Origin of the sequence: Bacteroides sp. AF32-8BH, from assembly GCF_003435205.1 — a bacterium.
Taxonomy (GTDB): domain Bacteria; phylum Bacteroidota; class Bacteroidia; order Bacteroidales; family Bacteroidaceae; genus Bacteroides; species Bacteroides ovatus.
Genome location: NZ_QVLZ01000019.1, coordinates 53,082 through 78,439, shown reverse-complemented (window position 1 = coordinate 78,439; position 25,358 = coordinate 53,082). Strand labels below are relative to the sequence as shown.

At 42.5% G+C, this 25,358-nt stretch carries 15 protein-coding genes; 4 read left to right on the top strand and 11 right to left on the bottom strand.

Going from position 1 to position 25,358, the window contains the following annotated elements:
- Position 1: 1 nt before the first annotated feature.
- Entirely contained in the window at positions 2 to 3,475 is a 3,474-nt protein-coding gene (locus DWZ47_RS14920) for a TonB-dependent receptor (RefSeq protein ID WP_233525057.1), read from the bottom strand.
- Between the two features lie 246 nt (positions 3,476 to 3,721).
- Positions 3,722 to 4,744 carry a FecR domain-containing protein gene (locus DWZ47_RS14915; protein ID WP_117513682.1) on the bottom strand — a complete coding sequence of 341 codons (1,023 nt, stop codon included), beginning with the start codon at positions 4,742 to 4,744 and terminating at the stop codon, positions 3,722 to 3,724.
- Positions 4,745 to 4,878: 134 nt separating this feature from the next.
- Between DWZ47_RS14915 and DWZ47_RS14910 the strand changes: the two genes are divergently transcribed.
- The gene (locus DWZ47_RS14910; RefSeq protein ID WP_032843150.1) at positions 4,879 to 5,454 is read left to right on the top strand and encodes an RNA polymerase sigma-70 factor; all 576 of its coding nucleotides are present in this window, start codon (positions 4,879 to 4,881) and stop codon (positions 5,452 to 5,454) included.
- 315 nt (positions 5,455 to 5,769) lie between these two features.
- Here the strand turns inward: DWZ47_RS14910 and DWZ47_RS14900 are convergent, their stop codons facing one another.
- The 3 genes from DWZ47_RS14900 to DWZ47_RS14890 form a co-directional block, all read right to left on the bottom strand.
- On the bottom strand, positions 5,770 to 7,668 hold the full coding sequence (locus DWZ47_RS14900; RefSeq protein ID WP_117513703.1) for a sensor histidine kinase: 1,899 nt from the start codon (positions 7,666 to 7,668) through the stop codon (positions 5,770 to 5,772).
- Between the two features lie 117 nt (positions 7,669 to 7,785).
- Positions 7,786 to 10,422, bottom strand: a complete 2,637-nt coding sequence (locus tag DWZ47_RS14895; protein WP_117513678.1) for a valine--tRNA ligase — start codon at positions 10,420 to 10,422, stop codon at positions 7,786 to 7,788.
- 66 nt (positions 10,423 to 10,488) lie between these two features.
- A complete protein-coding gene (locus DWZ47_RS14890) occupies positions 10,489 to 11,127 on the bottom strand; it encodes a hypothetical protein (protein WP_004309825.1) in 639 nt (212 codons plus the stop codon).
- A 140-nt stretch (positions 11,128 to 11,267) separates the two neighbouring features.
- On the opposite strand from DWZ47_RS14890, the gene DWZ47_RS14880 reads away from it, so the two are divergent.
- Both DWZ47_RS14880 and mazG read left to right on the top strand, forming a co-directional pair.
- Positions 11,268 to 12,323, top strand: a complete 1,056-nt coding sequence (locus DWZ47_RS14880) for a DUF3810 domain-containing protein (protein ID WP_117513676.1) — start codon at positions 11,268 to 11,270, stop codon at positions 12,321 to 12,323.
- 12 nt (positions 12,324 to 12,335) lie between these two features.
- Positions 12,336 to 13,124: a nucleoside triphosphate pyrophosphohydrolase gene (mazG, locus tag DWZ47_RS14875; RefSeq protein ID WP_008775510.1), complete on the top strand. Its 789-nt coding sequence runs from the start codon at positions 12,336 to 12,338 to the stop codon at positions 13,122 to 13,124.
- A 106-nt stretch (positions 13,125 to 13,230) separates the two neighbouring features.
- Here the strand turns inward: mazG and DWZ47_RS14870 are convergent, their stop codons facing one another.
- From DWZ47_RS14870 to rpsA, 6 genes are all read right to left on the bottom strand, one after another.
- On the bottom strand, positions 13,231 to 13,698 hold the full coding sequence (locus DWZ47_RS14870; RefSeq protein WP_004301847.1) for a hypothetical protein: 468 nt from the start codon (positions 13,696 to 13,698) through the stop codon (positions 13,231 to 13,233).
- A 27-nt stretch (positions 13,699 to 13,725) separates the two neighbouring features.
- Positions 13,726 to 14,106, bottom strand: a complete 381-nt coding sequence (locus DWZ47_RS14865; protein WP_032852890.1) for a hypothetical protein — start codon at positions 14,104 to 14,106, stop codon at positions 13,726 to 13,728.
- A gap of 47 nt (positions 14,107 to 14,153) precedes the next feature.
- Positions 14,154 to 14,705: an RNA polymerase sigma factor gene (locus DWZ47_RS14860; RefSeq protein WP_004304634.1), complete on the bottom strand. Its 552-nt coding sequence runs from the start codon at positions 14,703 to 14,705 to the stop codon at positions 14,154 to 14,156.
- 24 nt (positions 14,706 to 14,729) lie between these two features.
- Entirely contained in the window at positions 14,730 to 16,271 is a 1,542-nt protein-coding gene (locus tag DWZ47_RS14855; protein WP_233525056.1) for a L,D-transpeptidase family protein, read from the bottom strand.
- Positions 16,261 to 17,199 (bottom strand): ribonuclease Z, encoded by a 939-nt coding sequence (locus tag DWZ47_RS14850; RefSeq protein ID WP_008775508.1) that lies wholly within the window; start codon positions 17,197 to 17,199, stop codon positions 16,261 to 16,263. Before DWZ47_RS14850 ends, DWZ47_RS14855 begins: the two co-directional genes overlap by 11 nt.
- Positions 17,200 to 17,500: 301 nt before the next feature.
- Positions 17,501 to 19,303, bottom strand: a complete 1,803-nt coding sequence (gene rpsA, locus DWZ47_RS14845) for a 30S ribosomal protein S1 (protein WP_004301842.1) — start codon at positions 19,301 to 19,303, stop codon at positions 17,501 to 17,503.
- Positions 19,304 to 19,399: 96 nt separating this feature from the next.
- Between rpsA and DWZ47_RS14840 the strand changes: the two genes are divergently transcribed.
- The gene (locus DWZ47_RS14840; protein ID WP_117513672.1) at positions 19,400 to 25,357 is read left to right on the top strand and encodes a DUF3320 domain-containing protein; all 5,958 of its coding nucleotides are present in this window, start codon (positions 19,400 to 19,402) and stop codon (positions 25,355 to 25,357) included.
- The last annotated feature ends 1 nt before the right edge of the window (position 25,358 follow it).

Here is a 25,358-nt window from a genome sequence, read left to right as displayed (position 1 = left end):
ATTAAAAAGTTAATTGTAAACCAAACGCACATTGTTTCATCAAAGGATAGGTAATGCTAGTCCCAATTTCCGGATCCATTCCGGGAAATTTCGTCCATGTCTTTAGATTATCTGCACTGGCATACAGACGTACCTTTTCAATCTTAACCTTCCTTGTGATATACTGTGGCAAAGTATATCCAATCTGTATATTTTTCAACTTTAGATAATTACCACTGTATTCCCAAAAGTCACTGGATACTCCATTTTTATTACCCAAACGAGGATAAGTTGCAGTAAGATTGGTTTTGGGACTTGTCGGCTTTTCCGGATCGTAAAAATAGTGATCATCAGCAATAAACTGATAAGAGTTATAGCCTGTAGTAAAAGCAGGTTGTGTGACCCAAATCAAATGGAAGCCGGCAGCTCCAGATAATAAAGCAGAGAAATCGAAATTTTTATATGACAAGGAAAGATTAAAGCCAAAATAATATTTGGGCATATTAGAATGTCCCGAAAAATCTTGATCGTTAGAATCACCATAATTACCATCACCATTTGTATCCTGATAGATCAAGTCACCATACCACAACTGGTTCTTAGCGACTTGCGTATTTCCAGCAAACTTATATCCGGATTCCATCATCATCTTTACCCACGCCATATCCTGCTCTGTGCGTATAACACCATCCTTCGGACCGGCATTAAGGTCTAAAATGCCACTGCCATCATAATTTCCGTTACCACGGTATACTTTATATATGTAAGTTTCACCTAACATATACCCTTCAGCAATTCTACCACCAAACCCATTTTCTGAAACTTCTGCAAAGTTATTTACATATTGTCCATCTTCTCCCCAATACTTTTGCAATGCACCTTTGTATTTCTCAACTCTATTCTTATTGTAAGAAAAGTTTCCTCCCAAACTATAACAGAAATCATGTATATGACTATTCCACTTTATTGATACTTCCAATCCTTTATTATTTACTTCCGCTATATTCTCAGTAGCTGCTGTTTTAAAGCCCATCGTCATATAAATGGAAGGAGTAAACAAAATACCTGTCGTATTTTTATTATAATACTCCACCTCACCGGTCAATCGGTTGTCAAAGAAACCAAAGTCTAATCCTACATTCAAAGCTTTGGTAGACTCCCATTCAAGATAGTTGTTTCCTATTTTTGAAACCGCTAACCCCATGGTTTGTTTACCGTCAATTACAACAGGTGCTGTACCATAAGTACCCTGCCATGCATAATCTGAAGTTCGATTATTTCCAGACTTTCCATATGAGAGCCTTAATTTTAAATTTGACAAATAATCTTTTGTTCCGGCCATAAAATATTCTTCCGAGAGACGCCATCCAAGAGAGAAAGAAGGAAATGCTCCCCAACGTGAATCAGGAGAAAAACGGGAAGAACCATCATAACGAACATTCGCTTCGAACAAATATTTTCCTCGATAAGCATAATTGAGACGTCCAAAATATGATTGCATACGCCAGTTAGTAGCCGAACCATTTATTGAATTCATTTTTGTTGCAGAATTCATATAAATCAAATACCATGAACTCATCCCCTCTTTGGTTGCATCAAAAGAATCCGAATCATAAAGGGAGCCAGAATAACCTGCTAAAAGGCCAAGATCATGATACTTCCACAAAGTTGTATTATAACGAATGAGCAAATCCATATTCACCCGTTTCGACTTCAATGCATAATTATAAATCGTCGCACGATTCAAAGAAGCCTCTTCACGTACCTCATCTTTTACATAATCCCATCTCACTCCAGAAGAACTTCCCCATTTATGCACGTCCTGACGATAAATCTGGTAATTATATCTACCTTCTACTTGCAGTCCTTTCAAAACATCAGCAATAAAATAGCCAGATAATGTTGCATTGAATCTTTCATCCTTACCACGACGGTCAAGATAAGTTAACACATTGTTTGCAGTTGTCGACTCTTCCGCTGATGCCGGTATACCATATTTACCAGGTTCTCCCGGATAAATACCTGGAACACTTATCGTTAAATATTGAAAAGCACCAGCAACACCGGCAACACCTACATTTTCTTTATTACCATACACATTGGCTCCTACAGTAAGCCAATTTCCGACTTTACCTTCCACACGAGACTGTATTGTCACTTTTTTCTGCCCGGAATTAATCCCCCAATGATTCATAATTCCAGGATTATCTAAAAATCCCAATGCAAGCGAATAGTTCATCTTATCAGAAGAGCCTGCCATCGAAATATGATGACTTTGTGAAAGTCCGGTATCAAATAACACATCAAACCATTCCGTATTAGGATAAGCTATGTAATTAGGAACTCCGTAATCATTTAATCCCATCGGATCTTGTTTAGCTGCTCTCCATAAATCAATATTAGGTTGAGAATAAATAGGTACATTACCAATGTTAGTTGCAGTCTCGTTTACCAAATCCATATAATCAGCATAATCAGACACCAACTTCAATTTATTAATAGCTTTCTGAACAGAAACGTAACCATTATAATTAAAGCGTGGTTTACCAGAACCTTTTTTTGTCGTAATAAGTATAACACCATTAGCCCCCTGTGAGCCGTAAATAGCGGTAGAAGAAGCATCTTTCAATATACTGATACTTTCAATATCATTGGGATTAACAGCATCCATATCCCACTCTACTCCATCCACTAATACTAACGGATTACTATTATTCAGAGTACCCGTACCACGAATACGAATGGTAGCCCCTGTTCCAGGCTGACCACTGGACTGCGTCACACCTACACCTGCACTCAATCCATTCAATACTGCAGAAACGCTAGCAATAGGACGGCTATTCATCTGATCATCCAACTTAATATACGCTACCGACCCTGTCAGATTTACTTTTTTCTGCGCACCATAACCGATAACAACTACTTCATCCAACGTTTTAGTATCTTCCTCCAAAACAATAGCGATCTGTTTACCCACAGAAACACGTGCTATTTGCGTCTGATAACCAAGATAAGAAATTTGCAATCGTGCTTTAGATGAAGAAACGGAGAGTTTGAAAAAACCATTCATGTCTGTTATTGTACCGTTTTCTAGCACATCTTTCTCCGACACACTAGCACCAATAATCGGATCACCTTGTACATCTAATACAGTACCAGACACAATCACTTTCTTGTCTTGTTGTGGTAACTGTGCCTTAACAGATAGTATAATCTTTTTGTCCAGCACTGAATATATTACATTCGTACCGGCAAATACTTCCTTAAGCACACTAAAAATATTACTTTTATCAGCGGAAATTGATACGCGACGATTCAAATCGACATGTTTATTATTGAAAAAGAAGTCAAAATCTGACTGCGCTTCAATCTCTTTCAAAACGTCCTCCACCCGCTGATTACGTACATCAATACTGATTAAAGCCTTTTGAGCGTAACTATCGGCTGCATAGGTCAGCCCAATAGAACATACTAAGAACAAAACCAATAGTCTCATAGATAATGGGATTTTTTTTGAGGTTAGCCAAAGTGACTTTACCACCCATAAAAATTGGATGCTAAAATAATTTTGCATAATTTTGTAATGACTTAAAGTTAATAAAAAGTTTATCTAAGCTTGTCGCCAAACAAGCATCAAAAAGATTTACCGATTTCCATACGGGAAGATACGCCAATATCCTCCCGTATGTTTTTGTTTAAGGGGGTCTGCCGTTCATTGCATTTTTGTTTTAAGGTTAATCAATCAATATATTTCTATTTTACTCTTTTCATCTTTTATATCCGGCGAATCAAGATAACGCCAACGGATTTGAGAAGAAAGCTGGAAATATTCCAAAATACGTTCAAGGCGTTGATTAGTAAACGTACCAGTAAATGAGTCTCCTTTCAAACGGTCGTTTTTAATAATGAATTCCACATTATACCGCTTCTCCAACATTCGCAATCCCTCTTCGAGAGGAGTATTTCTAAATATAATCTTTCCCTCTTTCCAAGCTATTTCCGACTCACCGGAGGTGGCATAAAGCTGCACTTTACTGTCTCTTGTATCATAGACCAGTTTTTGTCCGGGATCCATCAGTACCTTTTTCGAGACATTGTCAGATGAATAAATAAAACCTATTTTTCCTTCAACCAATGTTGCTGCAATCCGGTCTTCTTTTTCATAAGCCTCTACATTAAAATGAGTTCCCAGTACTTCGATCTGTGATTGGTGGGAAGTAGAAACTATAAACTTCTTTTCCGGGTTCTTGGCTACTTCAAAATAAGCCTCTCCCTGCAATGTTACATTTCTCGTGTCGCTATCGAAGCGTGAGGGATAACTTAAGGTAGATTCGGAATTCAGGAAAACCAATGTGCCATCGGGCAATGTCAGAGAAGTCATCATTCCGGGATTTGTTTTCACTTCCATCATTTGTGCCAACTCCTGTTCGCTTCCTCCCCAATGTTGTACCATCAGAGTAACGAGAAGTGGAATGAACAGCACTGCTGCCGCACGTTGTGTCCATTCCCACCACATCGTTTTCCTTTGTCTGTTACCCGACATTCTACTTTTCACCTTTGTCAATGCTTTCTCTGTGTCGGCTTTCGTCATGATATGAACAGTATCTGTGGCAAGATAGAGAGTATGTATCTGTTTGGCTATCCGTCGGTTTTCTTCCGATTCATCCATCCACGCCTCAACTTGCAGACGCTCTTCTTCTGTTGCCAGTCCCTCACAATAACGGGGAAGCAGTTCTTCTATTCTATTATAATCAGTTTTATCCATATTCTTATTTTATTGCCTTTTACTATAAGACAAGGGAGACTTGTGGGTTTCCTAAACCAAATCTCATTTTTTTTCATAAAATCTTTGTTTTCTTATAAAAAAGCTATATTTGCAGTGAAATATCAAACTAATACATGAAAGAAATTCACCTGTTAGAAAACAATTATTTACTATCTGCCATACAACAGGGAGACCAAAAGGCATTCGACGCACTGTTTCGGAGGTATTATCCGACACTGTGTGCTTATGGTCATCGTTTTGTAGATCTGGAAGATGCGGAAGAAATTGTGCAGGACTCTCTTTTATGGATTTGGGAAAACAGAGAAAATCTGATTATCGAAACTTCACTTAGTTCATACCTCTTTAAAATGATATACCGCAAAGCTCTGAACAAGCTTGCACATATTGATGCCACCCAACGTGCCGACACTCGATTTTATGAAGAGATGCAGGAGATGCTGCAAGATACGGATCTTTATCAAGTTGAAGAGTTGACACAACGCATCAAGGATGCCATCGCCACATTGCCGGAAAGTTATCGGGAAGCTTTTGTGATGCATAGGTTTCGGGATATGAGTTATAAAGAAATAGCGGAAATTCTGGGAATATCTCCCAAAACAGTAGATTACCGTATTCAACAAGCATTAAAGCAACTACGCGTAGATTTAAAGGATTATCTGCCGTTATTACTACCGATTCTATTTCCTTAAAACAAACCAACCATCTATTTTCTTATCTATTACTATCTGTCTATTAAAGTACTAATAGATAACTTCCGTTGTATTAGAGGCAAACTTGCATTCCCCTGCTGCCAAACTTCTTTTTGGCTACGAGAAAACTATAATTGCAAGCTTCATTTATACAACTGCAAGTTCCGGTTATATAAATGCAACTTGCAATTATACAATCAAAACTTGCGTTTATAGTTTCTTCTTGGTCAAAGACAACTTATCCAATAAGGGAAAGGAAGTTTGCAATAAGAGTATAGCAACTTATCTACTGATAGATTGGAAAGAAGTAAAGCATTAATTCTGCCGATAAGGTAAGGTAAACCAGAAAGTAGATCCTTTGTTCTCTTTCGACTCCACTCCTATTTTCCCTCCCAAGCGGTCTACAATCGTATGGCAGATAGAAAGTCCCAGTCCGGTACCTTGCACAAAGGAATTGTACTTCACAAACCGTTCGAAGACATGAATACACTGTTCAGAAGACATTCCACAGCCTGTATCCGACACATAAAAATAAATCGTTTCAGGATCAAGCAAACGATATCCCATACGGATAGTACCCACCTCTGTAAATTTGATGGCGTTAACTGCAAAATTGGCAAGCAGCTGAATCAAACGGTTCTTATCCGTATACAATGTACATTGGGACAGTCTCTCCGCAAATGTGAAAGTCACATTATTGTGCCGAAGACGTAGCTGCATACTTTGCTCGATTTCTTCAAGCGTCTGGTTCACATCAATCAAGGCAGGATAGAAATCGAATGTACCGGCTTCAATCTTCGACAAATCCAGAATATCATTAATCAACTGGAGCAACAAATCCGTATTTGTTCCAATGAGTTCTACATATTCGGACATTTCTTCACGGTTTTCTACATGAGGAAGCATATTGGAGAATCCTACAATGGCATTCAAGGGGGTACGTATCTCATGACTCATATTAGCCAGAAAGGCGGATTTCAATTGATTGGCCTGTTCCGCTTTTTCCATTGCTTCATGCAGGCGACTATATGCTTTCCGAAGAATGCTGATATAATATATGATAGCAACAATCAAAATCAACAAAAAGAATGAACAGGAAAGTATTTGAATGTAATACTGTTGAAAAAAAGTCTTGGGCTCATTGACATAAACCGCATCGTCTGGATAGCGGGAAGAAGGTATATTGTAGGATTTCAACACTTGATAGCAGAGATTGGCACTTCCTTCTCCTCCCGCCCCACCGGGAATATCACGTGCCTGTTCTCCATCCAAGACACGACCAAGTATTTCCAGCAAAGATTTACAGAACGATTCCGTCGAAACGTAATATCCTCCTGCAAAAGTATTATTCGACAAGTCTTCGGGAGAAAGTAAAAACAATGGAGATGGAGTAAAATTGACAATCACTTCCTGAATATGATCAAAAAGATAGTTATTATCATTTTTGTTATGCGACTCAAACCAAGAATAATAAATGATTCCCGTATTCGGTTTATAACAACGTAAAGTATCCAACAACATTTCTGTAGATAATTGAGTGGTGGAAAGTAAATCCAGATTCAAGTCCGGGAAGTTCTCTTCTACAGCTTCCTTTACATCTCCGCGAGTTTCTTCACTGATATACCTATCGTCGGAGATAAACGCCAGACGTTCCATATCAGGTATCAGTTTATAAATTAAATCGATTGTCTCCTTTACATAATAATATTGCTTCAAGATAGTTATATTATATCCCCGCCTCCATTCATCGCCGGAAACTGTATTGGCTTCCGTCAACGGGGCATGAGATAATAAGACCTCAAGAGAAGCAGGTAAATGGTCGCGGGCATTTGTCACGATTACCGGAACTTCTTTCCATACATCATCAAATAATTCGCGGCAAACAATCCATCCCGGATCTCCAATCATCACGATAGCAGTGGGAGGTTCCGGATACTTCTGACGCAAATGGGTGACTACGGCATTCGCCTCCATCTCATTCACCAGAGCAGGTACGGAAAGCGATTCCGCCTTCACAGAAATTCCTTGTTTCTGAAGAGCATCATGAAGACACCAATAAAAGTTTTTAGCCCAAGGCAGATTGAAATTAATCGAGTTTAAAACCAGTACTTCTTTATTTGTATTTTCGGTTCGGGCTGACGCAGGTGATAAGAATCCTTCAATAAAAAGGAATAATCCAAAGAGGAATGGAATGATCCGTAACGATTGTTTCATTTGTGGTATTCTATAAATAGCGGAAGCAAAGATAGTATTAATTTCTTTAGTGCAAAAAAAAGGCATCCCAAAACGAATTGAGATGCCCTTTATTATATAAAATTAAGTATCAAAGGATTATGATTTCTTCAAAGCCGCAATACTTTCTTTCAAAGAATTAATGATGCTCTCTGCATCGGCTTGCTTCTTACGTTCCAGTTCAAGAACGGCAGCCGGAGCATTATTGACGAATTTCTCGTTGCTAAGTTTCTTCATCACTCCCTGCAAGAATCCTTCTTTATGCTTCAATTCGGCTTCCATACGGGCGATTTCGGCTTCCACGTCAATCATATTACCCAATGGCACGGCAAATTCGGTCGTTCCTATCATGAAAGAAGAAGCACCTTCTGATTTGCTTTCTACCACTGTTACGGAAGACAGGTTACACATCTTGATAATCACCGGATTCAATTTCTCTACCGGATGAGTGCCTACAACCTGCAATTCGAGTTCTTCTTTCAGAGCAATGTTCTTCTGTAAACGGATGCTACGGACATTACTGATGATTTCCTTAGCTACTTCAAACTCTGCCAGGAATTGTTCATTTGCTCCGACCGGTTCAAACAGTTGAGTAACCATCAGACTTTCACCCGGTTCACGCTCACGCAGTTGTTGCCACAATTCTTCTGTGATAAATGGCATAAAAGGATGCAGCAATTCAAGCAGACGCTCGAAAGAACTAAGAACCATATCATAAACAAAGCCATTGACAGGCTGTCCATAAGCCGGTTTCACTATTTCTAACAGCCAGGAAGAGAATTCATCCCAGAATAGTTTGTAAACCAGCATCAACGCTTCGCTCAAACGATATTTGGAGAAGAGATCGGCCACTTCAACAGCTGCCGCATCCAGTCTTTGGTCAAACCACTGAACTGCCAGATGTGCATCGGTAGGAATTTCAATAGTGCCTTTGGCATTTGTCCAGCCCTTAATCAGACGGAAAGCATTCCATATCTTGTTGCAGAAGTTACGTCCCTGTTCGCAAAGTGCGTCATCGAAAAGAATATCGTTTCCGGCAGGAGCAGAAAGCATCATACCCATACGTACTCCATCGGCTCCGTATTTCTCGATCAACTCCAACGGATCGGGAGAATTACCGAGTGACTTGGACATTTTACGTCCCAGTTTATCACGAACGATCCCTGTGAAGTAAACGTTCTTAAACGGCATCTGTCCTTCGTACTCGTAGCCTGCCATAATCATACGGGCTACCCAGAAGAAGATAATATCCGGTCCTGTCACAAGGTCGCTGGTCGGATAGTAATAGTTGATTTCTTCGTTACCCGGATTGTTGATTCCGTCGAACAAAGAGATAGGCCACAACCAGGAAGAGAACCAGGTATCCAGACAATCTTCGTCCTGACGGAGATCTTCGATTGTCAAGGCGGCATTGCCGGTTTTCTCTTTCGCTTTTGCCAATGCTTCTTCTGCTGTAGCAGCTACCACATAACCGCCCTCCGGGAGGAAGTAAGCAGGAATGCGATGTCCCCACCACAACTGACGACTGATACACCAGTCTTTGATGTTCTCCATCCAGTGACGGTAGGTATTCTTGTATTTTGCAGGATAGAACTTCAGTTCATCGTTCATTACCGGAGGCAATGCCATGTCTGCAAAATGCTGCATCTTGAGGAACCATTGCATAGATAGTTTCGGTTCGATCACTACGTTGGTACGTTCCGAGTAACCTACCTTATTTGTATAGGCTTCTGTCTTGTCCAGCAGTCCGGCAGCTTCGAGGTCTTTCTCTATCTGTATACGAACATCGAAACGATCCATGCCGATATACATACCGGCAGCTTCGCTCAATGTACCGTTATCGTTGAAGATATCAATGCTAGGCAGGTTGTACTTTTCACCCAGCATATAGTCGTTTACGTCATGAGCAGGAGTCACTTTCAGGCAACCTGTACCAAATTCGATGTCTACATAATCATCTTCAATCACAGGGATGGCGCGGTTTACCAGCGGAACGATCACTTTCTTACCTTTCAGCCATTCGTTTTTCGGGTCGTTCGGGTTGATACACATCGCTGTGTCACCCATGATTGTTTCAGGGCGGGTAGTTGCCACTACGGCATAGCGTCCTTCCGGATCACCTTCTACTTTATAGCGGAGGTAATATAGTTTTCCGTGCTCTTCTTTGTAGATCACTTCCTCGTCAGAAAGAGCGGTCAATGCCTTCGGGTCCCAGTTTACCATACGGACACCACGGTAGATCAATCCTTTATTGAACAGGTCTACGAAAACTTTCAGTACACTTTCACTGCGTTTCTCGTCCATAGTGAAAGCAGTACGATCCCAGTCGCAGGATGCACCGAGTTTACGAAGTTGTTTCAGGATGATACCTCCGTGTTCGTCTGTCCAATCCCAAGCATGTTTCAGGAATTCGTCACGAGTCAGGTCGGTTTTCTTGATGCCTTGAGCAGCAAGTTTGTTTACTATTTTAGCTTCAGTAGCAATAGAAGCATGGTCAGTTCCCGGTACCCAGCAGGCATTCTTGCCTTCCATACGGGCACGACGAACTAAAATATCCTGAATGGTATTATTAAGCATGTGTCCCATGTGCAACACACCGGTGACGTTCGGGGGCGGAATGACGATGGTGTAAGGTTCACGGCCATCGGGTTTCGAACTGAATAAATGATGGTCCAGCCAATACTGGTACCATTTTCCCTCCACGTCAGCGGGATTGTACTTACTTGCTAATTCCATATTGTTTTATGTATATATGATAATGTATATTCTAAAAATAACGGGTGCAAAATTAATAATTTAAATTCAAATCTTACCACCCTCGGGGTGTTTCTGTGCACGGAAAGAGAATTTATACCCCTCATAAAGAGCGAATCCGTAGAATAAAGCAGTCATTGACATCACATTTTCCAGCATAATAGAGAATATTTCTCCATAGTCCACACTTACCAGAACGTCGAAATAGGACATATCATAATCCTGGGAAATATACCCGATAATGGAAAAGAAATCACCCAGGACACAACTAATCAGGGATAATGCCGCACCGATAATTCCGAAAATGGGACGTATTCCTTTCCCTTTCCGCATGGCAAAGCCAACCATAAATCCGATAGCAATGGGCATAAATCCAATCTGACGACCCGTAGAAACAGATATCAGTCCCCATGCCACCGCACCCACAATACAGGCAGCGACTGCGTACAGTACTCCTTTGGAGAGATTCTCTTCGGCAAGCATTTCTTCTTCTGTCATAGATACCGGGAAGTCTTCCGGCTTGGGAGGGGCTAATCTTTCCAGCTCTTCATCTTTCTCAAAACTTTCACATTCTTCTTCAAAAGCAGGAAGTTCTCTGGTGCGCTTACAAACAAGACCTTTACCATTCACGAAATCACGTGATACGCAATTCCGGCAATACTTTTCAATTTCTTCTGATGTAGCCATCTTTTATCCGGTTTATGTTGAATGACTTTCCCTATTATACAAGTTATAAAGCCATTGTTAACAGATTTTTTGCAAATATAGAGGTATTTTTTCGCGCGACGTCTATTTAATGCATATTTTTGTTGACTGATATTAAACAAATGATGAAAAAGAAGCCAAATGTAAGATATTTAGCCTTAGGAGCAATCTTAATCCTAGTGTGGCTAACACAATGGATTCCTGCTCTGGCAACAATCTATTCGCAAACAATCTATCCTTTTATCTCTTACGTTTTGTCGTTTTTTTCCAATTTATTTCCTTTTGCGATAGGAGACTTATTTATCTTCCTTAGTATCGCGGGTGTGATTATTTATCCTATTTATGCCCGTCTCCGCAAAAAGTTGCCTTGGAAGAAAGTTTTATTGCGCGACGGCGAATATCTGTTGTGGATTTATGTATGGTTCTATCTGGCTTGGGGGCTGAATTATTCTCAAAAGAACTTTTACCAACGAACCGAAATCCCATATACAGCCTACACTCCCGAAAATTTTCAGGAGTTCGTTGACGACTATATCACCCAATTAAATCGTTCGTACACCCCTGTAAATAGTATCAACCAGGATTTGATACAAGAAGAAACCGTACGAATCTATAATCAGTTAAGTGATAGCCTGGGCGTAAACCGACCTCCGCACGATCATCCGAGAGTAAAGACCATGTTGTTTACTCCGTTCATTTCCATGGTAGGAGTAACCGGTAGCATGGGGCCTTTCTTCTGCGAATTCACCCTTAACGGAGATTTACTTCCCGCCAACTATCCTGCCACTTATGCTCATGAACTAGCCCACTTGTTAGGTATCACCAGCGAAGCGGAAGCCAATTTCTATGCCTATCAGGTTTGTACCCGTTCACAGGCAATGGGTATCCGTTTCTCCGGATATTTCTCTGTACTGGGGCATGTACTGGGGAATGCAAAAAGATTACTTTCAGAAGAAGAATATGCAAAACTCTTTCAACGCATCCGACCGGAAATTATTGAATTAGCCAAGAATAATCAAGCCTATTGGGCTGCCAAGTATAGCCCGGTAGTGGGAGCCGTACAGGATTGGATATACGATCTTTACCTGAAAGGAAACAAAATAGAAAGTGGCCGCCAGAACTACTCGGAAGTAGTAGGGTTATTGATTTCTTACCAGGAATGGAAAAAAATGAATTAAATAGATAGATTTATGTCACATACCAGACAAGAACAGATGGAAGCCTTTGGACGCTTCCTGGACATTCTCGACGAACTGCGTGTTAAATGTCCCTGGGACCGTAAACAGACGAATGAAAGTCTGCGTCCCAACACCATAGAAGAGACTTACGAACTTTGCGATGCCCTGATGAGGGATGACAAGAAAGAAATCTGCAAAGAGTTGGGAGACGTATTATTGCACGTCGCTTTCTATGCTAAGATAGGCTCGGAAACAGGAGATTTTGACATCAAAGATGTTTGCGACAAGTTGTGCGATAAGCTGATTTTCCGCCATCCGCATGTGTTTGGAGAGGTGAAAGCAGAGACAGCCGGACAAGTTTCCGAGAATTGGGAACAGTTGAAACTCAAAGAGAAAGATGGAAACAAAAGTGTATTAAGCGGTGTGCCCGCTGCCCTGCCCTCGCTTATCAAGGCTTACCGTATTCAGGACAAAGCTCGCAATGTAGGCTTCGACTGGGAAGAACGGGAACAGGTTTGGGATAAAGTGAAAGAAGAAATAGGTGAGTTTCAGGAGGAAGTGGCCAACATGGATAAAGAGAAGGCAGAAGCTGAATTCGGCGACGTGATGTTCAGCCTCATCAATGCGGCACGCCTTTATAAAATCAATCCCGATAATGCACTGGAACTTACCAACCAGAAGTTTATCCGCCGTTTCAATTATCTGGAAGAGCACACCATCAAGGAAGGAAAAAGTCTGAAAGATATGTCTCTCGAAGAGATGGATGCCATTTGGAATGAAGCAAAGAAAAAAGGACTGTAACTTCCTTACCGGCATAAAAAAAACAGAGGCTCTATTCCCAGCGGATAGAGCCTCCATTTTACTCAAACAGAGCGTCTGTTCATACGAATCGGACGCTCTGTTTTCTTTATTTCTTCTTTGAATCGTCTCCCTTGTCTTTGCTACGATTCATACCTTTTATCATTTCGCGGTGAAAACGCATCTCTGCACGTTGCACGAGAAAAATCTTCTTGCTTGAAAGAATCTTTTTAAACTTACCCAAATAAGTTTTATCAAGCTGGTCGGCAGCAATACGGTTGTTGGCTACCTTCTCATTGATTTCTGCATATTGAGCTTCCGTCGTTTTATCATCCTTGCCTTTGCGCATCAAATCCCATGACTCATCATTCAGTTTCTTCTTTTTATCCTGGAGTTCAAAATAAACGGGAAAGAACTTGGCTGCTTCTTCTTTATTCAATCCAGCCTGTTCGATAATGAAAGCTTTTTGTTTTGCCCTGAACTCCTCCCGGGATAAATGCTGATCACATCCATCAGCAGCCCAAAGAACAGGCATAAAGCCACATAACAAAACGACCAATGCGATAAGTTTTCTCATTTTCTGTATTCAATCAGTTTTTATAAATCATTCTACACTTGCGTCACTCAAATAAACATATAACGAATAATCATCCAGCATGGCACGATCCACTGCTACATCAATCATTTCGTCAGATACGACTACTTCAGTATCCACTTCTGTCACCGCTACATCATCTGCTGTAGCAGGTTTATGGTCTGTTGACGCCACCCGGATAATCAAGGCCGCCCCTACAAACATAGCTGCCATATAGAGCAATGGTTTCAGTCTTGTCCATGTGCTGACAGGCTCTTCCTTAAAAGCAACTTTCTCTTTTTCAGGAAGTTTATTCATTACCTCCGAAGTCAGGTTCTCAAAGTAACCATCGGGCACTTTGAAGGAATTTTCCTTTCCAAGCTTCTTCAATAAAATATCTTCTTCTTTCATACGTTTTTCTCCTCTCTTTTCATTAGACAGTGTCTCATTTAAAAGGTTTAATCTATTTCTTCTAAAAACTTCTCAATTTTCTTCACCGCATGATGATAAGATGCTTTCAGTGCACCGACCGACGTGCCGAAGATCTCCGACATCTCTTCGTACTTCATTTCCTGATAGTATTTCAGGTTGAACACCATACGCTGCTTTTCGGGCAAAGTCTGCAAGGCTTTTTGCAAGCACATCTGTATCTTGTCGCCCGAAAAGTAGGCGTCACTTTCCAGCTTTTGCACAACTACTGCTTCGGGATCGTCAATATCCACGGTAGTCATGGCACGCTGCTTATTCAGAAAGGTAAGACACTCATTCAGCGCGATGCGATAGAGCCAGGTCGACAGCTTCGCCTCGGCACGGAAATAATCGATATTCGTCCATGCCTTGATGAAAGTGTTTTGCAGGAGATCGTTCGCATCCTCATGCGACAGTACCATCCGGCGGATTTGCCAATACAATTGCTCGCTATACTGCCCCACAATCATTTCAAATCCTTTCCGCTGTGTACTCTCCTCCTGAAGGAGTTTCAGAACTTCGCGTTCGTTATAAGGAATCATAATCTCTCGTATCTGTATGTTTATTTATGGTTTCAAATTCAGGTTATTCATCGCCTCTAGTAAGGACGGATCATATTTATAAATGTCCTCACAATACCTCAAATTATTATCGGCAGACAGATAAACCGTCTGATAATCTATAAATAAAGGTATATATTGTTCCAAACTATAATGTTTCAATTCACGATAAGCCGCACTGATGGGCAGCTTCTTTCCCTCTTCACTCACCGGCTTGATATCCATTGCAATACGAATACGGTCTTCCAACAATTCATCCGGCTCTTTCAACAGGAAGAACGCGAAGTCGAGTGCTTTTTGAAGACGGACACAACCGTGGCTCACCGCACGATTATTCCGTGTAAAAGCCCACCGTGACGGAGTGTCATGCAGATATACGGAATGAGGATTGGGAAAACGGAAGATGATACGTCCCAAGGAGTTCCCTGTTTTATTGTCCTGCTTCACCGTATAAGGTACGCCACTTCCTGCATACTTCGCCCATTTAATACTGTGGGGATCTACCTGAAATCCATTCTTATCGTATACCTTCATGCGGTTACGGGTAAAATACGTCGTATCTCTGCGGTAAGTAGGAATGATCTCTTTCCGAATTATGCTTTGAGGCACATTCCAGTAAGGATTCAGTTCCATATAATAAATCCTGCTTGACAATAGAGGAGTTTTATTCTTCACAGTCCCTACACAAATACGCATCTCCAGAATAGAGTCTGTTTCTTCGTTGACAGCCTGCAACATAAATGCCGCCACATTGGCTATCACATATTTCTGTCCTTTATCCAATGCATATTGCCAACGTGCCCGCTCCATGTTTACCAATAGGCGGTCGCGATAATAATCCGTAGTATCTGTCACTCCCCAGCCATTCACACGAACCAGCTCTTCCTGCATCTTATGATAAAGCGGAGAAGAGGGTTGCGCCCTACGAAAAGCGGCGTTAGGATTTGCACGCAAAGAGTCGAGAGCAGCCATCGCAAACTTCACATCACATTGTTTCAAAGGAATGTGGTCGATCGAATCATTCCATCTGCGCTCCGGAGGCAAGAATCCGAATTTCAATTGACACACATACGAAAGATAGGCGGCTGTTAACTGATACTCCACGTCTGCCAGCAGACGGTTCATCGTTTTCCCTTCACGCAGTTTCAAGGTTCGTATCTGTTGCAATTCCTCACGGATGCTATCGACAGGATACAGATTCGGATTAACTCCATGTTGTGAAATGTTTCCTAACCAGAATAACATCGAGTCTGCCACCTGTACGGCAGGTTTATCGGATATGAGAGAATCGTTCAGCCAAAAGAATTCATCCTTTTCCTGATAATGTGCCAGCAAAACCGAATCCCAGGGAGTTACCGGATTTTCGTTCAGGCAAATACGAATCATCTGATGAATGCTGTCTGCATTTATTTGATAAGCAGGATGGAACAGTTCCTGGAGGGAAGACAAAGAATCCGGTATCGGAGATTGAGGTTTCTCTTTTTTACAGGCTGCCAAGCAACCGAAGAGCAGGATGATTACTCCCCAAAGCAGTCGACTACTTTTCATAGACAGTCCCTCCATCAACGTCAATACACAAATTTTCTTTCGCTAAAATGGTTTGTGGAAAAATGGCGGACGCTTCATGAAGTAAGACAGATTCATCTTCATAACGGGCGGAAAAATGTCCGATCACCAGTTGTCTCACATTGGCATCCAAAGCAAGCTGCGCAGCTTGCGCAGCAGTGGTATGATAAGTTTCCTTAGCGCGTGCCTGCTCGGTCTGTGCAAAGGTGGCCTCATGGAAAAGCAAATCTACATTTTTAATTTGTTCAGCAAGGGACGGACGATAGATTGTATCGGAACAATAAGCATATTTACGCGCCGGAGCCGAAGGGCGGGTTAAACGTAAATTGGGTATTACTTCTCCCTCGGGAGTTACAAAATCCGCTCCGTTCTTGATGCGGTTCAGTTCATAGACCGGGACTTTATAAAAGTCTACCATGTCCCTGATGATATGATTAGGACGCTGTTTCTCTTCAAAAAGGAAACCACAACAGGGAATTCGATGTTTTAAAGGGATTGTGGTTACAGTCACCGAACGGTCATCGTAAATGAGCATCGGTTCTTTCGTTTCGAATTCATGGAAGAACACCTTATAAGTCAAAGTCTTGCAAAAGAAAGCAAGCATCGGCGCAAACAACTCTTCCAGTCCTCTTGGAGAATGAATATGTAAATCAGCAGTTCTCCCTAATAATCCGAATGTAGAGATCAGTCCCAACAATCCGAAACAATGGTCACCATGTAGATGAGAGATGAAGATATGATTTAATCGGGAAAATTTCAGTCGCGAGCGGCGTAATTGCATCTGTGCTCCCTCGCCACAATCAATCATAAATAGTTTTTCACGCAAGTTTACGACTTGAGAGGTCGCAAAATGTCGCGTAGTAGGCAAAGCAGAACCGCATCCCAATATATGTAACTCAAATTTTTCCATGGTATGCAAAGATAGGACATTTCACATTTAATCTTGCAAAGGAAAAGGAAATATTTCACCCCAGGGTTACACAGATTAATACAGATTTTGATAATTTATTTTTAGACATAAGAACAAAAGAACATAAAGGCAGCGCTTTGAAAATTATTTCTGTTGCTTATTGAACTGCTATTTTATTTTTTATTCTTTTGTTCTTATGTCTGAATTAAATTCCCTCTTATCTTCATTTCTTAAATCTGTGGTGAATAAAAAAAGCGCCCCCAAACGGGAGCGCCTTTCATTGGAAAATATTCTATTCAGATTATTTCTTTCCTTCCAACTGTTCTTTCAATGCAGCAAGAGCGTCGATATCGCCCAGCGTAGTTGAAGCAGCCTGGTTCTGGATCATCGGAGAATCTTCTCTCTTGTTGCTAGAAGATGACTTCTTAGCACCAGAAGCAGCTTTCTTTTCTGCTCTTTCTTCAGCCTTAGCTACATCTTCGAAGATACGGCTGTGAGACAGGATGATTCTCTTAGCATCTTTGTTGAACTCGATCACTTTGAATTCAAGTTTCTCATCCAACTGTGCTTGTGAACCGTCTTCTTTTACAAGGTGTTTCGGAGTTGCGAAACCTTCTACACCGTAAGGAAGAGCTACAACAGCACCCTTATCCAACATTTCGATGATTGTACCTTCGTGTACAGAACCTACAGTGAACACAGTTTCGAATACATCCCAAGGATTTTCTTCGAGTTGTTTGTGGCCAAGGCTCAAACGACGGTTTTCTTTGTCGATTTCCAATACCTGAACTTCGATGTCAGCACCAATCTGAGTAAATTCTGATGGGTGTTTTACTTTCTTAGTCCAAGAAAGGTCAGAGATGTGGATCAAGCCGTCAACACCTTCTTCGATTTCTACGAATACACCGAAGTTAGTGAAGTTACGAACTTTTGCAGTATGCTTAGAACCTACAGGATACTTTTCTTCGATAGTTTCCCATGGATCTTGTTTCAGTTGTTTGATACCCAAAGACATCTTACGTTCTTCACGATCAAGTGTCAGCACAACAGCTTCTACTTCGTCGCCTACCTTCATGAAATCTTGTGCAGAACGCAGGTGTTGGCTCCAAGACATTTCTGAAACATGGATCAAACCTTCTACGCCCGGAGCGATTTCGATGAATGCACCGTAGTCAGCCATAACGACCACTTTACCTTTCACCTTGTCACCAACCTTCAAGTCAGTGTCAAGAGCATCCCATGGGTGCGGAGTCAGTTGTTTCAAGCCAAGAGCGATACGTTTCTTTTCATCATCGAAGTCAAGGATAACAACGTTGAGCTTCTGATCCAGTTCAACCACTTCTTTCGGATCGCTAACACGTCCCCAAGAAAGGTCAGTGATGTGGATCAAACCGTCTACGCCGCCAAGGTCGATGAATACACCGTAAGAGGTGATATTTTTAACAGTTCCTTCAAGAACTTGTCCTTTTTCAAGTTTACCGATAATTTCTTTCTTCTGTTGTTCCAGTTCAGCTTCGATAAGAGCCTTGTGAGATACAACAACGTTTTTGAATTCCTGGTTGATTTTAACCACTTTGAATTCCATTGTTTTGCCAACGAATACATCATAGTCGCGGATCGGTTTAACGTCGATCTGAGAACCCGGCAAGAATGCTTCGATTCCGAATACGTCTACAATCATACCACCCTTAGTGCGGCACTTGATGTAACCCTTGATAATTTCTTCATTTTCCAGAGCAGCGTTAACGCGATCCCAAGAACGAGTAGCGCGAGCTTTTCTGTGTGACAGAACGAGCTGTCCTTTTTTGTCTTCCTGATTTTCGATGTATACTTCTACTGTATCACCGATCTTCAGATCCGGATTGTAACGGAACTCATTCAATGGGATGATACCGTCTGATTTGTAACCGATGTTCACAACTACTTCACGCTTGTTCATTGCGATTACGGTTCCGTCAACAACCTCACGGTCATTCACTTTGTTAAGCGTACCGTCGTAAGCTTTTTCCAGTTCATCGTGGCTAACGTTGGTTACTGTTTCGCCATTTTCATAAGCATCCCAGTTGAAATCTTCAATAGGAGCTACGTTCTTTAAGTTTTCCATTAATAAATAAATTGTTTAATACTTTAATTAAATAAGACATTATATTATCTATAAATCGGGCGCAAAGGTAGGAATATTTTCTTGATTGACAAAAGAATGGCAGAAGAAAAGAGAATTATATCCGTATTTTTTGTAATATTGCAATCTTTAATTTATACAGTTTTTGCCATGGACGAGAGATTGGACAAAGTCAAGGTGCAATGCGACTATTTACCGCTTATTAATTTTGCGATACAACAAAACGGTGCATCAATCATTCATCAGCTTTCTATTGAGAATACAACGCCTGCCCCGCTGAAGGACATTCAGGTACAAATCACGACAGAACCGACTTTCGGAAACGCCGCTCCAATAGCTGTGGCACAGATTCCGCCCAATGAATCGATATGCCTGTCGTCATTCAATCTCACTTTGTCCGCCAACTATTTCACACAGCTGACCGAACGTTTATCCGGCAATCTGAAAATTGAAATTACTTCCGAAGTAGAATCCGTATTCTGCCAAACCTACCCTATCGACATTCTGGCATACGACCAATGGGGAGGGCTCAATGTATTGCCCGAAATGCTGGCCGCTTTCATCACCCCCAATCATACAGCTATTGTGCCGATCATTAAGAGAGCCGCTTCCATCCTGGGACAATGGACTGATAATCCGTCCCTCGACGAATATCAAAGCCGCACTCCGGACCGGGTAAGGAAACAGATGGCCGCCATCTACACGGCTATCACGGAACAACAGATTATATACAGCACCATCCCCGCCAGCTTCGAGGAATATGGGCAACGTGTACGGCTAGCCGACTCCGTAATGGCACAAAAACTGGGAACCTGTCTGGATATGGCCTTGCTCTATGCTTCCTGCCTGGAAGCAATCGGTCTGAATGCACTCATTATCATCACTCAAGGGCATGCTTTTGCGGGAGCCTGGCTAGTGCCGGAGACTTTTCCGGATCCTACCATTGACGATGTTTCCCTGTTAACCAAACGGACAGCCGAAGGAATCTACGACATTACCTTAGTTGAAACGACCTGCATGAACATGGGCCATTCGTCCGATTTCGACGATGCTGTGAAGAAAGCGAACGGAAAGTTGACGGATGGAAACAGTTTCATTCTTGCCATAGATGTGAAAAGAGCGAGACATTCGGGCATCCGCCCCATCCCCCAACGCATTTTGCATGGACAGGTATGGGAAGTAGAAGAAAAGGAGACCGACATTCAAAAAAGTGCCGTTCATGCCACTCCGCAAAGTATCAATCCGTATGATTTATCGGGCAATGAAACCCAGACCGTAATCACCAAACAACTGTTATGGGAAAGACGGTTGCTGGATTTAAGCCTGCGCAACAACCTGCTGAATATCCGGATTACCAAAAACACGCTCCAACTCATCCCGGCTAATCTATCCTGTCTGGAAGATGCATTGGCCGACGGAGAAGAATTCCGCATCCTCCACCGCCCTGCCGATTGGGAAAGTCCGGCGATGGACTTCGGGATTTATTCCTCCATACCGGAGTCTGATCCCATGGTTGGTTTCATCAACTCGGAACTTTCACAGAAAAGGTTACGTTTCTATCTGCCCGAAAACGATTTAGGTAAGGCACTGACTCACTTATACCGCTCTTCGCGTACTTCTATCGAAGAGAATGGAGCCAACACACTCTATCTGGCTCTCGGACTTTTGAAATGGTACGAGACACCTTCCAGCGAACGTCCCCGCTATGCCCCCATCTTGCTATTACCGGTTGAAATTATCCGTAAATCGGCAGCCAAAGGTTACGTAATCCGTTCCCGGGAAGAAGAAACAATGATGAACATCACCTTATTGGAAATGCTTCGCCAAAACTTCGGAATCACCATATCAGGATTGGACCCGTTGCCTACCGACGAAAGCGGCGTAAACGTCAAGCTGATCTATTCCATTATCCGCAACAGCATTAAGAACCAGCGTAAATGGGACGTGGAAGAGCAAGCGATTCTGGGCATCTTCTCTTTCAACAAGTTCATCATGTGGAATGATATTCACAACAATGCCAACAAACTGGTTCAGAACAAGATTGTGTCCAGCCTCATCAACGGAAAGATAGAATGGGAAGCCGCCACAGAGGAAATAGATGCAACGGATATGGACAAACAAGTGTCGCCCGCAGACATTGTATTACCCATCATCGCCGATTCTTCGCAACTGGAAGCCATCTACGAAGCCGTACACGACAAGACTTTCATCCTGCACGGGCCTCCGGGAACAGGAAAATCGCAAACGATTACCAATATTATCGCCAACGCGCTTTACAAAGGAAAACGTGTTTTATTTGTAGCGGAAAAGATGGCTGCCCTCTCCGTTGTGCAAAACAGATTGGCAGCTATCGGGCTGGCTCCGTTCTGTCTGGAAATTCATTCCAACAAAACAAAGAAATCCGCCGTTATCTCTCAACTGAAAGAAACCACGGAAATTATCAGGCAGACACCTCCCGAAGAATTCAGAAAGGAAGCGGAACGCCTGCTGAATTTACGGGCGGAATTGAATCAATATATCGAAGCCCTGCATAAAGAATACCCGTTCGGAGTTTCATTATATGACGCCATTATTCATTATCAATCCGTGGACGTCGAATCTTGTTTTGATATTCCACAAGCTTATCTGGATACATTAGATAAAGACACATTTGCCCAATGGGAAGATGCCATCGAGCTGCTAGTCCGGACGGCCAATGCGTGTGGACATCCTTACCAGCATCCATTAACCGGTATCTCGATTACCGAATATTCATCAGCCGTTAAGGAGGGATCCTCCCAACTGCTCACCGGATTTATCGACCTGTTGACCACCATCCGGCAGAAGCTGGATGTATTCTCCATACTTCTAAAAGATACGGATATACACCCTACACGCAAGGATTTCCAGACAATCTCCCACATCATCCGGAGAATACTCGACATTCCGGAACTGACTCCCGGATTGCTGACTTTGCCATTGCTCAACGAAACACTGAATGAATACCGGGAAGTAGTGGTTCACGGACGGAAACGGGATGAACAAAGGAAAGAGATAGAAACCGGATTCACCCAAGAAATCCTGTCCATCAACGCAAAGCAGATGTTAGCCGAATGGAACCGGGTATCCGATCAATGGTTCCTTCCCAGATATTTCGGACAACGGAAAATCAGAAAGGCAATCAACGTATATGCTTTAAAAACGATTGAAACAGAAGACATCAAACCTCTGCTCCACCGCATTATCCGGTATCAGGAAGAAGCAGAAGCCGTCCGGAAATACATCGGGCAACTTCCCTCCCTATTCGGACGCCCCGGCAAGAACGAGGATTGGAACACCATTGAGCAGATAATCGACGACATGACTTCCCTTCATTCGCATTTGTTGAACTACGCAAAAGACATTGCCAAAGTTTCGCAAATCAAGCAGAATTTGTCCGTACAACTCACAGAAGGAATTCAAACATTCAGAGACATCCATGCTCATTCTTTCAATGAACTGTATCAGCTCGCAGATACACTCACAGCCACCGAAAAGAAATTGTCCGGCATGCTGGGTATCTCGATCGAAGAACTTTATACCGATTCAGCCGACTGGATAACGATTGCCTTGTCAAAAGCCCGAACCTGGAAAGAGAACCTCGACAAGCTCAAGGACTGGTATCAGTGGCTACAAGCCTACCAAACCCTGCATAGTCTGGGAATAGGATTTATCGCGACGGAATATAAAGAAAAGAATATTCCTACCAGCCAACTTACAGACAGCTTCCGCAAGAGTTTCTATCAGGCGGCTATCCGGTATATCATTGCCAAAGAGCCGACTTTGGAATTATTCAACGGTAAGATATTCAATGATATCATTGCTAAATACAAACAAATATCCGCCAAATTCGAAGAAACGACCCAAAGAGAATTATTTGCCCGGTTGGCCTCCAACATTCCGTCTTTCACTCACGAAGCCATCCAAAGTTCCGAAGTGGGTATCCTTCAAAAGAATATCCGCAACAATGCCCGCGGCATATCTATTCGCAAGCTATTCGACCAAATTCCCACTTTGTTGTCGCGCATGTGCCCGTGTATGCTGATGAGTCCTCTTTCCGTCGCTCAATTCATCGATACGGACGCTGATAAATTTGATTTGATTGTCTTTGATGAAGCCTCACAGATGCCTACTTATGAAGCGGTGGGCGCCATTGCACGGGGTAAAAACGTCATTATCGTAGGCGACCCGAAACAAATGCCTCCTACCAGTTTCTTCTCGGTCAACACCATTGATGAAGACAACATTGAAATGGAAGATTTGGAGAGTATCCTTGACGACTGTCTCGCTCTGTCTATCCCTTCCAAATATTTATTATGGCACTACCGAAGCAAACATGAGAGCCTCATCGCTTTCAGCAACTCCGAATATTACGATAACAAACTGATGACTTTCCCCTCACCGGACAACATTGAATCGAAAGTCAGGATAGTCAACATCAACGGTTACTATGATAAAGGCAAGTCGCGCCAGAACCGGGCGGAAGCTCAAGCTGTGGTGGACGAAATAGCCAGAAGATTGAGAAGCGAGGAATTAAGAAAGAAAAGTATCGGTGTAGTCACTTTCAGCATTGTCCAACAAGCCTTGATAGAAGACCTATTATCCGACCTTTTTATCTTTTACCCCGAACTGGAAACTCTTGCGCTGGAATGCGACGAACCGTTATTTATCAAGAATCTGGAGAATGTGCAGGGAGACGAACGCGATGTTATTCTCTTCTCTGTGGGCTATGGCCCGGATGCAGAAGGGCGCGTCAGCATGAATTTCGGACCACTGAACCGGGCAGGCGGCGAAAGAAGATTGAATGTAGCCGTTTCCCGTGCCCGGTATGAGATGATTATCTATTCCACCCTAAGGTCGGAGATGATCGACCTGAACCGGACTTCTTCTATTGGAGTAGCCGGACTAAAACGTTTCCTCGAATATGCGGAGAAGGGAACCCGAAGCACCATCAGCAGTGTGCCAAGACAACTGTCGGAAGCAACAGCCTCCATCGAAACGATCATTGCCGACAGACTGCGCTCATTGGGTTACACCGTGCATACAGACATAGGTTGCTCCGGATACAAGATAGACATAGGTATCGTCGACACCGAAAATACCTCTAAATATCAGTTAGGTATTATCTGCGACGGCAAAAACTACAAACGTACCAAGACCGCACGTGACCGGGAAATTGTGCAGAATAATGTATTGAAAGCACTCGGATGGGACATCTACCGGATATGGACAATGGATTGGTGGGAAAAGCCGGACGAAGTAATAGCAACTATCCAAGAGGCTATCGCCCGAAAAAAGAGTTCAAAGGTCGGCTCTATGACAACAGCCGGAATTAACTCAACTCCGACAGAAGTGGCAGCACCTGCACCGACGGCACAGATAACCAACAATGAAATTTCATTCGTACTCAAGGCATCGCCTGTTGCTCCTGAAAAGCAAGCAGCTTCCGTTCTTTCTACTCAAAACCGGATAGAACAAAAGTACAAGTTTGCAAAGATCACCCCATACAGTTATTCACCGGAAGACTTTTTCTTTACGGACAGTTACTCTATCCTCCTCTCCCAAATACGGAAGATTATGGAAAGCGAGGCGCCAATCAGTAAATCCCTGCTCTGTAAGAAAATCCTGTCCGAATGGGGAATCAGCCGCTTGGGAACACGGGTAGAGGCACAGATAGAAACAGCACTCGACACATTGAATATCTATCGCACAGAATACGAAGGACTTGTCTTCTGCTGGAACGACAAAGAGCAATGCGCTTCCTATTCAATCTATCGCCCGGTTTCCGACCGGGAAGCGACAGACATACCACCTGAAGAGATAGCCAATGCCATCCGGCAACTATTGACCGACTCCATCAGCCTGCCTGCGGCAGATTTGATAAAAGCATGCGCACAACAGTTCGGCTTTGCCCGTATGGGATCGAACATAGACGCTGCCATGCAAAGAGGTATTCGCGAAGCAGTGAAAAGACATTACGCCAAGATAGAAAATGAACGGGTAACGATTGCCAATTAGA

Coding starts and splice junctions, on each gene's coding strand:
- DWZ47_RS14920 (WP_233525057.1), bottom strand. CDS start 3,475: ATGAGACTATTGGTTTTGTTCTTAGTATGTTCTATTGGGCTGACCTAT.
- DWZ47_RS14915 (WP_117513682.1), bottom strand. CDS start 4,744: ATGGATAAAACTGATTATAATAGAATAGAAGAACTGCTTCCCCGTTAT.
- DWZ47_RS14910 (WP_032843150.1), top strand. CDS start 4,879: ATGAAAGAAATTCACCTGTTAGAAAACAATTATTTACTATCTGCCATA.
- DWZ47_RS14900 (WP_117513703.1), bottom strand. CDS start 7,668: ATGAAACAATCGTTACGGATCATTCCATTCCTCTTTGGATTATTCCTT.
- DWZ47_RS14895 (WP_117513678.1), bottom strand. CDS start 10,422: ATGGAATTAGCAAGTAAGTACAATCCCGCTGACGTGGAGGGAAAATGG.
- DWZ47_RS14890 (WP_004309825.1), bottom strand. CDS start 11,127: ATGGCTACATCAGAAGAAATTGAAAAGTATTGCCGGAATTGCGTATCA.
- DWZ47_RS14880 (WP_117513676.1), top strand. CDS start 11,268: ATGATGAAAAAGAAGCCAAATGTAAGATATTTAGCCTTAGGAGCAATC.
- mazG (WP_008775510.1), top strand. CDS start 12,336: ATGTCACATACCAGACAAGAACAGATGGAAGCCTTTGGACGCTTCCTG.
- DWZ47_RS14870 (WP_004301847.1), bottom strand. CDS start 13,698: ATGAGAAAACTTATCGCATTGGTCGTTTTGTTATGTGGCTTTATGCCT.
- DWZ47_RS14865 (WP_032852890.1), bottom strand. CDS start 14,106: ATGAAAGAAGAAGATATTTTATTGAAGAAGCTTGGAAAGGAAAATTCC.
- DWZ47_RS14860 (WP_004304634.1), bottom strand. CDS start 14,705: ATGATTCCTTATAACGAACGCGAAGTTCTGAAACTCCTTCAGGAGGAG.
- DWZ47_RS14855 (WP_233525056.1), bottom strand. CDS start 16,271: ATGAAAAGTAGTCGACTGCTTTGGGGAGTAATCATCCTGCTCTTCGGT.
- DWZ47_RS14850 (WP_008775508.1), bottom strand. CDS start 17,199: ATGGAAAAATTTGAGTTACATATATTGGGATGCGGTTCTGCTTTGCCT.
- rpsA (WP_004301842.1), bottom strand. CDS start 19,303: ATGGAAAACTTAAAGAACGTAGCTCCTATTGAAGATTTCAACTGGGAT.
- DWZ47_RS14840 (WP_117513672.1), top strand. CDS start 19,400: ATGGCAGAAGAAAAGAGAATTATATCCGTATTTTTTGTAATATTGCAA.